Origin of the sequence: Methylobacterium nodulans ORS 2060, from assembly GCF_000022085.1 — a bacterium.
Lineage (GTDB): Bacteria > Pseudomonadota > Alphaproteobacteria > Rhizobiales > Beijerinckiaceae > Methylobacterium > Methylobacterium nodulans.
The window spans coordinates 4920001-4932982 of the sequence record NC_011894.1; the positions used below are offsets into that span (position 1 = coordinate 4920001).

At 66.5% G+C, this 12982-nt stretch carries 13 protein-coding genes (1 of these 13 cut by a window edge); 5 read left to right on the top strand and 8 right to left on the bottom strand.

Translation table 11 applies throughout. The features are described from left to right. Together MNOD_RS22810 and MNOD_RS22815 are read right to left on the bottom strand one after the other, a co-directional pair. Positions 1-1251, bottom strand: partial view of a cytochrome P450 gene (locus MNOD_RS22810; RefSeq protein ID WP_015931321.1) — the 5' portion only. 57 nt of this gene lie to the left of the window's left edge; 1251 of the gene's 1308 nt are visible here — the first part of the coding sequence; it begins with the start codon at positions 1249-1251; the stop codon falls past the left edge of the window. A gap of 216 nt (positions 1252-1467) precedes the next feature. Next, complete coding sequence (locus MNOD_RS22815; RefSeq protein WP_015931322.1) at positions 1468-1962, bottom strand: hypothetical protein; 495 nt, start codon at positions 1960-1962, stop codon at positions 1468-1470. A gap of 392 nt (positions 1963-2354) precedes the next feature. Between MNOD_RS22815 and MNOD_RS48205 the strand changes: the two genes are divergently transcribed. Together MNOD_RS48205 and MNOD_RS48210 are read left to right on the top strand one after the other, a co-directional pair. Further along, the gene (locus tag MNOD_RS48205) at positions 2355-2531 is read left to right on the top strand and encodes a hypothetical protein (protein WP_015931323.1); all 177 of its coding nucleotides are present in this window, start codon (positions 2355-2357) and stop codon (positions 2529-2531) included. A 716-nt stretch (positions 2532-3247) separates the two neighbouring features. Further along, positions 3248-3415, top strand: a complete 168-nt coding sequence (locus MNOD_RS48210) for a hypothetical protein (protein WP_015931324.1) — start codon at positions 3248-3250, stop codon at positions 3413-3415. Positions 3416-3508: 93 nt separating this feature from the next. Here the strand turns inward: MNOD_RS48210 and MNOD_RS22820 are convergent, their stop codons facing one another. Then, positions 3509-4231: a sigma-70 family RNA polymerase sigma factor gene (locus MNOD_RS22820; RefSeq protein ID WP_043749258.1), complete on the bottom strand. Its 723-nt coding sequence runs from the start codon at positions 4229-4231 to the stop codon at positions 3509-3511. A 490-nt stretch (positions 4232-4721) separates the two neighbouring features. Between MNOD_RS22820 and MNOD_RS22825 the strand changes: the two genes are divergently transcribed. After that, positions 4722-5156: a MerR family transcriptional regulator gene (locus MNOD_RS22825; RefSeq protein WP_015931326.1), complete on the top strand. Its 435-nt coding sequence runs from the start codon at positions 4722-4724 to the stop codon at positions 5154-5156. A gap of 307 nt (positions 5157-5463) precedes the next feature. On the opposite strand, the gene MNOD_RS22830 is transcribed toward MNOD_RS22825, so the two are convergent. The 3 genes from MNOD_RS22830 to cysC form a co-directional block, all read right to left on the bottom strand. Continuing rightward, a complete protein-coding gene (locus tag MNOD_RS22830) occupies positions 5464-5703 on the bottom strand; it encodes a hypothetical protein (RefSeq protein ID WP_244424551.1) in 240 nt (79 codons plus the stop codon). A gap of 199 nt (positions 5704-5902) precedes the next feature. Beyond that, on the bottom strand, positions 5903-6229 hold the full coding sequence (locus MNOD_RS22835) for a hypothetical protein (protein WP_015931328.1): 327 nt from the start codon (positions 6227-6229) through the stop codon (positions 5903-5905). A 284-nt stretch (positions 6230-6513) separates the two neighbouring features. Then, positions 6514-7194 (bottom strand): adenylyl-sulfate kinase, encoded by a 681-nt coding sequence (cysC, locus tag MNOD_RS22840; RefSeq protein ID WP_015931329.1) that lies wholly within the window; start codon positions 7192-7194, stop codon positions 6514-6516. A 632-nt stretch (positions 7195-7826) separates the two neighbouring features. Here cysC and oxc point away from each other — a divergent pair. Next, on the top strand, positions 7827-9623 hold the full coding sequence (gene oxc / locus MNOD_RS22845; RefSeq protein WP_015931330.1) for an oxalyl-CoA decarboxylase: 1797 nt from the start codon (positions 7827-7829) through the stop codon (positions 9621-9623). A gap of 226 nt (positions 9624-9849) precedes the next feature. Beyond that, on the top strand, positions 9850-10548 hold the full coding sequence (locus MNOD_RS22850; RefSeq protein ID WP_015931331.1) for an alpha/beta hydrolase: 699 nt from the start codon (positions 9850-9852) through the stop codon (positions 10546-10548). Positions 10549-11179: 631 nt separating this feature from the next. On the opposite strand, the gene frc is transcribed toward MNOD_RS22850, so the two are convergent. Beyond that, a complete protein-coding gene (gene frc / locus MNOD_RS22855) occupies positions 11180-12430 on the bottom strand; it encodes a formyl-CoA transferase (protein ID WP_015931332.1) in 1251 nt (416 codons plus the stop codon). Positions 12431-12524: 94 nt separating this feature from the next. After that, positions 12525-12956 carry a PAS domain-containing protein gene (locus MNOD_RS22860; protein ID WP_015931333.1) on the bottom strand — a complete coding sequence of 144 codons (432 nt, stop codon included), beginning with the start codon at positions 12954-12956 and terminating at the stop codon, positions 12525-12527. Positions 12957-12982 lie beyond the last annotated feature (26 nt).

The following is a 12982-nucleotide window of genomic DNA, read 5'->3' on the forward strand; positions in this document are numbered from 1 at the left end:
TCGAGGAGTGCCAGAGGTCACGCACATCCGATCGATCCGCCGGATCCCGCTGTGTCCCTGCAGCTTTGGCATCGCACCGGTCAAGCGCAGCTGCGGAAGGTGGCGCGCCAGGACAGCCAGCCCCTCCTCCAGCTCCGCCCGTGCCAAAGCCTCACCGATGCAGCGATGCGCCCCGCCGCCGAACACCGGATGCAGGCGTGGGTGATCCGTGCGGTGAATGTCGAAGACGTCGGGCCGCGCATAGACCTGCTCGTCGCGCATCGCCGACATGGTCGAGAGAATGATCACCGCCCCGGCCGGCAGCACATGTCCATCGAGTGCGATGTCCTCCTGCGTGAGGCGTGCGGAAGAGGCGGCGCTCGGCTCGAAACGGAGGGCTTCCGTCACCGCCCGCGGGATCAGGGCGGGATCACGGCAGACCGCCTCCCATTGCTCGCGGTGCTGCAGGAGAAGCGCCACCTGCATGGCCCCTGCCACGCGCGTCGTATCGGTTCCCCCGATGATCAACTGCACGATCTGGGCGATGATCTCCAGGGGCGAGAGGTCGCTCGCCTCCTCGGCCTCCGCCCGATAGCGGGACAGGAAGTCGTCGCCGGGTGCCCGACGCCGCTCCTCGATGAGGCGAGCGACGTAATCCTTCAGCTCCCCGGCCGCAGCCTGAAGGTCCGGGATGTCCTCCGGCCCGAACGCGAAGCTCAGCACGCGGGAGACCTCGTAGGCGAGCCGTGTGAAGTGGGGGATATCCGCTTGCGGCAGGCCCAGAAGGCCGGCGATCGTCCTGGCCGGAATCAGCGCCGTGTAATGCTCGACGAGATCGACCTCGCCCTCGTCCATCCAGCTCCCGACGAGAGCCTCCGCCGTGGCGCGGATGCGGGGCCGCAGGTCCTCGATCAGGCGGGCGGCGAAGGTGCGTGTGAAAGGCGAGCGGCGCCGACGGTGGACCGTGCCATTGGCCGTGAGCATGCCATGCTCGAACAGGTCGAACAGCGCCCCGTCGTGAATGCCGCGCATCTCCGGATACGCGGTCTCCGTCGCTCGAGCACGGGGGTCGCGCATGAGCTGCTCGACATTCCGCGAGCGGAGAACGAGGAAGCCGCCCGCCTCATGGGCGACGAAGGGCATGCGGGGCCGGTAGTGACGGAACACGCCGTGCGGGTCGGCTTCCAGTTCTGCGACGGACAGGATCGGGATGGCATCCGGCTGCTCGGCCGTCCGCGGATCGTCGTCACTTCTGCGCACCTGTCGTTCCATCTCGCCTCATCCTTCTCGCGCTCATTCCACGGAGCAGGCTCGCCGCGTCGGATGACGCCATGAGGTCCGGTGAATGAGGTCCGGTGCCTCGCGGCGCATGGCGGGCGTGAAGCGACCGGTGGCTCGGCAAGTCGGATCCGCCGCGGCGCGCGACCTCGGCCACCTGCCGACGGCTCGCCGTTCCGGGGGCGAGCGTCCGACGGCAGCCGGACCTCCTCACCGGCGCGATGTTCTCTGCCCGGGCGTCTTGAAGTCTCCCTGCCACTGGCCGGTGAAGTCCGTTGGCGAGCTGAAGGCTACCGAGAAGGTTCCCCTGCCCTTGAGCCCAGCGAAGTCGCCGCTTCCCTTGGTCGTCCTGAACGTGCCGGTTGCCGTGACCCTGCCCATGGGATCCGTCGTGACGGTTCCCTTGTAGGGGCTGCTCGTCGTGCCCGTGGGGGTGATGAAGGTAATGGTTCCCGTCACCGGACCCTGGCCGCCCTTGAGGACGGTGACGTCGCTCCATTGCACGCGGGCTCCATCGAGCGGAGTGCCAGGACCAGCATTCGTTCCCGACGCAGTTTTGGTAATCCTCATATCTCCCGGAGCGCCCATTGGCTGGACGTCCTGACTATCGACGTGCCCGATCAGCGACCCTGCCATTGGCATGGCAAACGCAACGGACGACAACGCGGTTGTAAGAGCGGCAGCAGCCGCAAGCTTCTGCAGCATCGCGCGCTTCTCCTCATTGATGTGCTTGTTACGACCACTGTCGGCAAATGCGGACAGTGACAGACTAGTTGAAATAGAAATAATCTGTCAAATTCTTTCACAGATTAGCTTGGCATTATTGACCTTGTGCGCAAGTTGATTTGGCAATCTGCAATCCTTTTGCCGGGTCTGATCAAGACAGAACCGGTCCGGATGCGCGTTCACGAGACGTCCGGACTCCTCGTCGGCGGCGGGGGCCGGCACTTGCAATGGCCACTCCCGATCGGAATGGCTTGTGGTGCGGTGGAGACACAGTCATAGTCGATGATTGGGGGGCCGTTGCCTGGAGCGTGTGAACCGGGTCAGCCACACCCCCAACTTCCGTATTGCACAACAACGACATGGGAGGAACGATGCGCTTGTTTCAGGTAAAACAGGTCCGGACCGGCGCGATCCTGTGGGTGGGAGAGGCTGGGTCACGCGAACAGGCGCTGGAGGCCATGGCTCACGAAGCTGGCTACATGGACTTCGCGCACGTCCCGGTCGACGCGTATGGGGGCGGTGTCGAGGTCGAAGCCATCTTCGTGTGAGGCGTTCGCGCAAGCTTTGTTCAAAGGCGGCTTCGGCCGCCTTTTATGGTACCGTGAACAGCTTCGCCCTGGTTGGAGTTGCGGCCTCGCCAGCCTGCCGCCTGCCCCGGATGCTCGCCGGCTCGTCGACGGGCGCCAACCTCAGCCGGGCAAGGTCAGATAGGCACCCAACATTCCGAGCACCGCAATCGCGCAGCCCGTGTAGAGCATGAATCTTGTATCATGCAGGTCTTCAGACATCCTGCGATGTACAAGGTTTAAAGCCGAAACCGCAACAGTTGCGGCCCCGGCAGATATCACCGACGACATGACAGTTATCATTCTCGCCACCCGCAAGACACGTTACGATATTTTGCTCTCCAACACGGCGTGCAACCTTCCGCGCGGGTCTGCTGCGGCCCACGGTGCTCCATTGTTGTTGACGCAAGCCGGATTAAGATTAGGGATCTGAGTTCGTTCGGTACGACTGCTTGAACGTACCCCCGACACAATGGCGCCGCCAGAACGCTTTGGGGCTACATTGCTTCGGCCCGAAGAAGGGCAATCCGCCGCAGCGCGCCGGGCGGGCTGACGGCGGTCTCCGGCCCCCTCGCGCCAAAGCGACTCCCAGGCACCGTACCACGGTTCTTCAAGCCGCAGAACGATTCGGCCTTCGAGAACGTTGCTCCTGTCTTAAGCCCGCCGGCGCATGGCGTGGCAGAAGATGGGAGATCGTCATGAGGAAAGTCGCAGCCCTTACCGCAGCTCTGATCGTGCTGGCCGGTCCGGTGCTGGCGCAGGGCCGCCCGGCCGGGAGTTCGTCGGGAGCGGCGAGCAACGCCGAGGAGAACAACAAGCCGCGGTCCAACACGGCCGGCGGTGGCAGCAGCGGCGGCAGTCAGTAGAGGTCTGGCACCCCGGGCGTTGGGCGCTATCCCTTTCGCAGCCGGATGTTCGAGTTCGACCCCACGACCTTCACGGGCCCAGGCTCCGCGGCGTCACGGAGCGGCGGTACGGCCCAGCCTCCCGTCGTAGCCCAGAGCCCGGGCCAGGGCGGCGCGGGCGCGATTGACCCGGCTCTTCACGGTGCCAACTTGGCAGCCCATCAGATCGGCCGCAGCCTCGTAGGTCAGGCCCTGGGTGGCGATCAGCAACAGCGCCTCGCGCTGAACGGGCGGCAGCTCGTTCAGCCGCGCCCAGACCTCGCGCAGCTCGAGACCGTCCTCCTGATCCGGTCGGGCGATCAGCTGCCCGGCGGCGCTGCCATCGCTGTCCTCGACCTCGCGCCGGCGCTTGCGGGCATGGCTGTAGAACTGGTTGCGCAGGATCGTGAACAGCCACGCCTTGAGATTCGTGCCGGCCTCGAAACGGTGCTGGTTCTGCCAGGCCCGCAGCAGCGTCTCCTGCACCAGGTCGTCAGCTTGGGCCAGGTTGGCGGTCAGCGACACTGCAAAGGCCCGCAACGCCGGTAGAGCTGCCAGCAGGTCGTCGCGGAACGTGGACGCGGCCGCCGGCGGTTCGGCCAGAGCCACCTCCAGGCGAGCGATCAAATCGAGCAACACCTGCGGCTGCTGCTCGGCGATGAAGGCCGCATAGGCGGCCCGCAGCTGCGTGCCGAGGTGGTCGTGCACGAACCGGGGCAGACGAGGGCGCAGATCGACGGGCAAGGCCGCAGCCGGCCCCTGGTCCGGCATAGCCGGCTTCCTGCCTTCAGGAATCATGATGCCTCTTGCGCTCGCTCACACATGAGAAGCCGCAGATTCACGCTTCGAGGGTGCGCTTTCTTTTGGCAAAAGCATCCTGAACGAAGCCTAAATATGAATCCGAGGCGGTCGCATATACTTCATTTCTGGAGTGTTATAGCTTGGCCATGCCGCCGTCCAGCCCTCATCGGCGCCGTCTCAAGCCCTCTTCATCTTTGAACAATACACATTTTTTATATTTCGATCATGCGCTGATTCCGACCATGCAGGGCCGCAAGAGATACGCACAATCGGCTCATGATCATTGTAACCTGAAAGATTCGGTTCAATTCGCGCCTCGAGAACTGCCGAATGATGCCATCCTCATCCACAGAGGGTGTGCCGATGGCGCATCATCGGCATTCGGAAGCAGCGCAAGCGAAGGCAGACGAAAGACAACCGAGCGATGGCGTTCGATGCGAACTTGAGGCAGTCTTGACCCTGGAGCGGTTACGGGACAAGCGTCGGCATGCCAGAATCATCCGTGCACGGCCTGACCATTGGCGCGCTGGCGGCCCGCACGGGTGTTCACCTGGAAACCATCCGCTATTACGAGCGGATCGGCTTGGTTCCGCTGCCCTCCCGCTCGCCGGCCGGACACCGCCGCTATGATGCGGAGGCAATCCGTCGCCTGACTTTCGTGCGTCGCTGCCGGGAGCTCGGCTTTCCGCTCGAGAGCATCGGCGCCATGCTGGGCTTGGTGGACCGGCAGGCGGTCACCTGCAGCGAGGTCCAGACCATCGTGCGGCATCACCTCACCGAGGTGCGCGCGAAGCTCGCGGATCTGGAGCGGCTTGATCGAGCGCTCAGCGGGATGCTCAGCGCCTGTCCGGGCGACGACCGTCCCGATTGTCCGATCCTCGATGCGCTCATGCGACCTGATGCCAACGGCCCAGGCTGCTGATGCAGCGGGTCGCGCAGGAATCTTCAAAGTAGACCAAGGGCGTATGGCCAATATCGATGGTTCATGAAGTCTCTGTCGCCACCCTGACCGAGGCAATCCTCCTGTCTCGCATCACCATCATCCTTGCCGTTTCGGATCGAGAATAGGAGGTCAATATATACAATACGGCCTGCGACGCTCCCCGCTCGACTGCCGCCACGGGCTTGGCAGCGCCATGAGCGACGAAGGCCACGCCTGGAGCCTCCTGCTCCCAGCCGAGCGCTTCGGCAATGACAAGCGTTGCTCAGGAAGAACGCAGGCTGTTCATCTACTGAAGCCACTCGTCCCAGACCTCGTATGTATTGTAGAGCTTGCGTATCACGACAGCAACCTTTCGCACAACCTCGCAATGCTCTTCCGTTGCTTCATCATTGATGGATATGCAAAATGCCGGATATGTGCGCGCCGGCCGACGGCGCGCGATCTCGATGCTGAAGATATTCTCACATCCGGGTATGCCGCGCGCCTGGGCCAAGGTCAGCGCCTCGATCTCTGCGCGCGTCTTCATTTGACGGCACATGATCAATACTCCCTTTGGGAGCGAATGGAGCAACTATTCCGTGCCCATTGGCTGCCGCGAACAAGTGGAAATTCAGGATGATCTCCACCTGCTCGCCCGCTCCCTCCACCGAGCCCATGGCTCAGGCTGTACGGCTTGGGCTGACCTCGGTCGAACTCGCGTCACGTCCCTCGTGGCACCGCCCCGGCTACTCGTCGTCTCCGAACCAGTCGCGGCCCGGCTCGATGCAGCGATAGCCCACGAGACATTCAGGATTGTCCCGCGTGGGCGCGAACCCGTTGGCGGTCACCTCCGTCGGCTCGCAGAAGCTGCGGTCCCGCACGAAGCGATCATAGGTGAAGCCGCCTGTGCCGAGCACCAGCGCGCCGCGCGCGGAGACGAGCCTCGCCGCTTGCCGGCAGGTCATGTCGAGGCTGGACGGGCGCTCCTGCGCATCCGATGCGCCTGACACGGCCGAGAGAAGAGCGACCGCGGCACAGACCGGTAGCCTCAACCGCGGACGATCGCACGACATGCCGGCCTCCGCTCCAAACGAACGCCCAACGTGCATCGGCCGAGTTGGATCCTGGAGAGGAGGCAGGTCCGACATCCGGGCTCTGCCTCCTGGGATCTCACCTCATTTCGGCCGCGCGGCCCGGGTGCCCCGCCGCCCCGCGCCCGGCGGCCCTCCGTCCGGCGCGGGCGCACGAGCGGATCCGTTCACGACGGAGCGGAGGCCGCTCCAGGCGTTTGACCACGTGCATGGTCCGCGGCAAACCGGTGCCCGCCTCCTCGGACACCGCTCTGGCGCGGCGGATGTCAGCCGCGCTCGCCCTCCGTCGCCTGATGCGCCATCAGCCTGTAGCTGACGACGTCGGGTAGGCCGAGGACGTGCTCCTGAAGGTAGCCGATGAGGCGCTCGGCCGCCTGCTCGGGCGTGAGCACGCTCGTATCCAGGCGCAGGTCTGGCGCGTCGGGCGCCTCGTAGGGCGAGTCGATCCCGGTGAAATGGGCGATCTCCCCGCGGCGCGCCCGCCGGTACAGCCCCTTGGGATCCCGCCGCTCGCACTCCGCCAGCGGCGCGTCCACGTGAACCTCGATGAAGGGCACCGCCCCAGCCGCTTTCCGCGCCTGCGCACGCTCGCGCCGGAAGGGCGAGATCAGCGAAACGATCACGATCAGCCCCGCATCCGCCATCAGCCGCGCCACCTCGACGGTGCGGCGCATGTTCTCGATGCGATCGGCATCCGAGAAGCCGAGATCTCGGTTGAGGCCGCTGCGCAGGTTGTCGCCATCGAGGATGTAGGCATGGCGGTCCTCCGCCGCGAGGCGGGTCTCGACCAGATTGGCCAGGGTGGACTTGCCCGCCCCCGACAGCCCGGTCAGCCATACGATGCAGGCCCGCTGCCGCATCAGGCCGGCACGCGCCCGGGCCGATAGCGTCAGAGGATGGGGATGAATGGTGTCGGCCCCGGGGGCCGAGAGATCGGCAGGATTCATGCAGTCAGCCTAGTCCGCTTCCCGCTCGCCGGTAGTGTATCGTTGCCACAGCCGGAAGCTTCTTGGTAAAGAAGTGTTTCTGCTCGCCATGGTGGTCGAGCTACGCCATGGCGCGGCGGATCTTGTCGATCCGTGCCGCAGCCGGCGGAGATGCAGTTCGACTGCTCATCCTGCCACGATCCTCGCACAAACGATCGGAAGCCGGCATCGGCCGCCCACAGGCCGCCGCGGAGCGCCTCACTCGGGACAGGGATCCTCGTTGACAAACCGACCGGCGCGGAGGCACACTGTCTCTGGTATACAGTCGACCCGATACAAAATCGGGCACGCCCGCAACGGCTCCTCGGATGGGGGCCGGTGGATGGGCGATCAACGATCAGCCTCAGGAGGAACGCTCATGACCTGCCTCGACGCCCCATCGCCCGAGTGAGACCGGCGGCGGTCCAGCCGCGACCGGTTCGGCGCCTCGGTGAGGCACCGCCCGACAGATCTTCCGAGCGATGAGACGGCGCCAGAGGACCCAGCGCCGCGCCTCGCCCCAACGCGCGCCTTGCGCAAGCCAGAGACACATCGCCGGGCCGACCCAAGCCCAGCCCGACAGAAACCAAGCAGAGAAGACCAGGGGAATATCGATGGAAACCATCGTCAAGACGCAGGCCAAGCCGGCCACCGACATCGATCCGGGCGCCGTCGCGTCGAGCGTGACGGCACAGGGCGGGCAGGCCGAGGGGCACGGAGAGCTGACCGACGGCTTCCATCTCGTCATCGACGCCCTCAAGCTCAACGGCATCAACACGATCTACGGCGTGCCCGGGATCCCGATCACGGATCTCGGCCGCCTCGCCCAGGCCGAGGGCATGCGGGTCATCTCCTTCCGCCACGAGCAGAATGCCGGCAACGCGGCTGCCATTGCGGGCTTCCTCACCAAGAAGCCGGGCATCTGCCTCACCGTCTCCGCACCGGGCTTCCTGAACGGCCTCACGGCGCTCGCCAATGCCACCACCAACTGCTTCCCGATGATCCTGATCAGCGGCTCGTCGGAGCGCGAGATCGTCGACCTGCAGCAGGGCGACTACGAGGAGATGGACCAGCTCGCCATCGCCAAGCCCCTGTGCAAGGCGGCCTTCCGGGTCCTGCACGCGGCCGATATCGGCATCGGCGTGGCGCGCGCGATCCGGGCCGCCGTCTCGGGGCGTCCGGGCGGCGTCTATCTCGATCTGCCGGCGAAGCTCTTCTCGCAGGTCATGGATGCGGAGGCCGGCGCCAAGTCGCTGGTGAAGGTCATCGACCCGGCTCCCGCCCAGCTCCCGGCGCCGGCCGCCGTGCAGCGGGCCCTCGGCCTCCTCAAGGGCGCCAAGCGGCCCCTGATCATCCTCGGCAAGGGCGCCGCCTACGCCCAGGCCGATGACGCGATCCGCGCCCTCGTCGAGAGGAGCGGCATCCCGTACGTGCCGATGAGCATGGCCAAGGGCCTCCTGCCCGACACGCATCCGCTGTCGGCCGGTGCAGCGCGCTCCCTCGTCCTCAAGGACGCCGATGTGGTGCTGCTGGTGGGCGCGCGCCTCAACTGGCTCCTGTCGCACGGCAAGGGCAAGACCTGGGGCGAGCCGGGCTCCAAGAAGTTCATCCAGATCGACATCGAGCCGCGGGAGATGGACAGCAACGTCGAGATCGCCGCGCCGCTCGTGGGCGATATCGGCTCCTGCGTCTCCGCCCTGCTCGACGGCATGGGCGAGAACTGGCCGGCCCCGCCCTCCGACTGGACGGCGACGATCGCCGAGCGCAAGGAGGCCAATCTCTCCAAGATGGCCGCCAAGCTGCGCAAGAACACCGCGCCGATGGACTTCCACAGCGCGCTCGGGGCCCTGCGCACCGTCATCAAGGAGCGGCCGGACGCGATCCTCGTCAACGAGGGCGCCAACACGCTCGACCTCGCCCGCTCCGTCATCGACATGTACCAGCCGCGCAAGCGCCTCGATGTCGGCACCTGGGGCGTGATGGGGATCGGCATGGGCTTCGCGATCGCCGCGGCGATCGAGACCGGCAAGCCGGTGCTCGCCGTCGAGGGCGACAGCGCCTTCGGCTTCTCCGGCATGGAGATCGAGACCATCTGCCGCTACAACCTGCCGGTCTGCGTCGTCATCTTCAACAACAACGGCATCTATCGGGGCACCGACACCGACCCGACCGGACGCGATCCCGGCACGACCGTGTTCGTCAAGGACTCGCGCTACGACCGGATGATGGAGGCCTTCGGCGGCGTCGGCGTCCACGCGACCACGCCCGACGAGCTCAGCCGCGCGGTGAACGAGGCGATGGATTCGGGCCGGCCGACGCTCATCAACGCGGTGATCGACCCGCAGGCCGGCACCGAGAGCGGCAATATCGGCAGCCTCAACCCGCAGAGCTCCGTCCGCAAGAAGAAGTGAGGCGGCCGGAGCCCGGTCCGACGGGGCGCAGACCCGCTCGTCGGACCATCCGGCACGATCCGGCATCGAGAGCGGTGTCGGATCCGACCGGGCCGGGTGCCGCTCGATCCCCTCGATCCCGCAGTGGGCACATCAGTCCCGCCGCCCTCCCCCGTCGGCGGCCGTCGCCGGCGGGCTTTCTCGTCGCGGCTTCGGCGCTCCCCGCCCGGCGCCGCCTGCCGATCGGATGAGCCCCGTGATCGATTCCGCCCTCGCGGGCTGCCTCGCCTTCGCGCACCGCCTGCCGACGCGCGAGCCCCTGCCGCCCGGTCGTCACGCCCTCGGCCTGTTCCCGGAGCGCGACGCTCTCCTGGTCGTGCCGCAAGGTGTCGCGCCGCGCCGGCCGACGCCGCTCGTGGTGCTGTTCCACGGCGGCGGCGGCAGCGCCGCCAAGATCCTGCCGATGCTCGAGGCGCATGCCGAGGCGCGGGGCTTCCTGCTGCTCGCGCCCCAATCGCTGTTCCCGACCTGGGACATCGTCATCGCGGGAAACGGGCCCGACCGCGAGCGGCTCGATGCGGCGCTCGCGGCGGTCGCGGGCCGCTTCCTCCTCGACCCCACCCGTCTCGCCTTCGCGGGCCACTCGGATGGCGGCAGCTACACGCTGTCCCTCGGGCTCACGAACGGGCACCTCGCGACCCACCTGATCGTCTCGTCGGCGGGATTCCTGTCGGTACAGGTCCAGCAGGGCGCGCCGCGGATCTTCCTGTCCCACGGCATGCGCGACGAGCAGATCCCGATCGACCGCAGTGCGCGGACCCACGCGGCCCTGCTGCGACGCGCCGGCTACGATCTCACCTATGTCGAGTACGACGGCCCCCACGCCTATGATCCGGCGGTGGTCGCGCAGGCCGTCGAGTTCTTCCTGGCCGAGCCCGCAGGCTGACGCAGATTCAGGACACCTCGAACCCGGACCAGCTGGAGCCCGCGTCCGCATGGCTGAGGATTCCGACGCATCGGGCCGTCGACCCATCGCGAATTCAGGAACGGAATCAACGGGCCTTCGAGGCCCGGCTGGTATCGGTTCACCACCAGCCGGGCCGACCCTGGCGGATGAAACCGGCTGAATGAGCGCTCTCTCCCGTGGAAACCGCCATGCTCCTCATGCTGAGGTGGCCGGCGGCAGCCGGCCCTCGAAGCACCCCTGAACGGTGGTCCCAGGCTCCGGTGGATGGGAGCACCGGTCCGGGGTGCTTCGAGGCTCGCTGCGCTCGCACCTCAGCATGAGGAGCATGGCGGCTTCCACGCAGGTCAGGTTCTATTGAGGCCCCGATCAGGGCGCCCTTGGGAAGCGGCACGCGCACCGGCTCGGGCATCCTCGTTCCGCTCGCGACCTGCAGAGCTTTGATCACCCGCCCGGATCTGACGCTGCTGGAACAGCGCGACCGCGCGGCTCGGCATCGCGGCAGACCGTCGGGAGAGCACCCAGCCGCGAGCGGGTCCGGACGATCGCTCCGGGAACGAAAAAACGGCGCGTCGAAGACGCGCCGTCGTCGTGTTGGCCGCGGGGGGCCTTATCAGACCGCCCGCTCCTGGTGCAGCATCTCGATCTGCTGTTCGGTGTAGCCGAGGCCGCGCAGCACCTCGTCGGTGTGCTCGCCGAGCAGCGGCGACGGCATCACGTCGATCGTGAGGTCCGAGAACTTGATCGGGCTGCCGACCGTCAGGTACTTGCCGAGCTGCGGATGCGGCACCTCGACGATCGAGCCGCTCGCGCGCAGTGACTTGTCCTCGGCGATCTCCTTCATGGACAACACCGGCGCGCACGGGATGTCGTACTTGCGGAGGATATCCACCGCCTCGTACTTGGTCTTGTCGGCGAGCCAGCCCTCGATGACGGCGAAGATATCGAAGATCTTGTCCTGGCGGGCGCGGGGCGTGTTGTAGGCCGGATCGTCGATCCACTCCTCCTTGCCGAGAGCCCGGCAGATCGGGGCCCAGGCATGGCCCTGGATGGTGAAGTAGATGTAGGCGTTGGGATCGGTTTCCCAGCCCTTGCACTTCAGCACCCAGCCCGGCTGGCCGCCGCCGCCCGCATTGCCGCCGCGGGGCACCACGTCCGTGAAGGTGCCGTGCGGGTATTGCGGATACTCCTCCAGGTAGCCGATCGCGTCGAGACGCTGCTGGTCGCGCAGCTTGACCCGGCAGAGGTTGAGCACCGCATCCTGCATCGAGACGGCGACCTTCTGGCCCTTGCCGGTCTTGTTGCGCTGGTGGAGCGCCGTGAGGATGCCGATGGCGAGGTGCATGCCGGTGTTGGAGTCACCGAGCGCCGCGCCGCTGACGGTCGGCGGGCCGTCCCAGAAGCCGGTGGTCGAGGCCGCGCCGCCCGCGCACTGCGCCACGTTCTCGTAGACCTTGAGGTCCTCGTAGTGGTGGCCTTCGCTGAAGCCCTTCACCGAGGCCACGATCATGCCGGGGTTGAGTTCGTTGATGCGCGCCCAGGAGAAGCCCATGCGGTCGAGGGCGCCGGGGCCGAAATTCTCCACGAGGACGTCGGATTCGCGGATCAGCTTCTCGAGAACTTCCTTGCCCTGCGGGGTCTTGGTGTCGAGGGTGAGCGAGCGCTTGTTGCTGTTCAGCATCGTGAAGTAGAGCGCATCCGCGTCGTCGACGTGACGCAGCTGCGTGCGGGTGACGTCGCCGGCGCCCGGGCGCTCGACCTTGATCACGTCCGCGCCGAACCACGCCAGCAGCTGGGTGCAGGCCGGGCCTGCCTGGACGTGGGTGAAATCGATGATCTTGATGCCTTCGAGGGGCTTGCTCATCTAGGACACTCCTCCGCTTTGATGATCGGCGGCCTCATCCGCCTTCGAACGGTGACACGGGCCGGTCGACACGGCGCGTGCTCCACGGGTCAGCTCACCCCAAGCGCGATGCTTCGAGTTCGCTGATCTTGTTGCGCAGGGCCTTTTCCTCGGCCCAGCGGCTCGTCTCATCCCGGATGGCGGCCACGATGCCGGTCACGCGGCCATCCGCTCCGTGGAGAAGTCCGACGGTGAACGCGATCGAGATCGTCCGCCCGTCCTTGTGCAGCGCCGGCACCCGCAGGAGCGTGGTGCCGTACTTGGTCACGCCGGTCTGCATCGTCTTGACGTAGCCGTCCCAGTGCCGCTGGCGCTGGCGTTCCGGCGTGATCAGGTCGAGGGACCGGCCGATCGCCTCGGCCTTCGTGAACCCGAAGATGCGCTCCGCGGCGGGATTCCAGACGGTGATGCGTCCCTCCGCGTCGGCCACGACGACCGCATCCCCGACAGCATTCACAACTTGCTCGTGATCAATGGCCACCGTCATCGTCCGCATCCATTACATAACCAGCA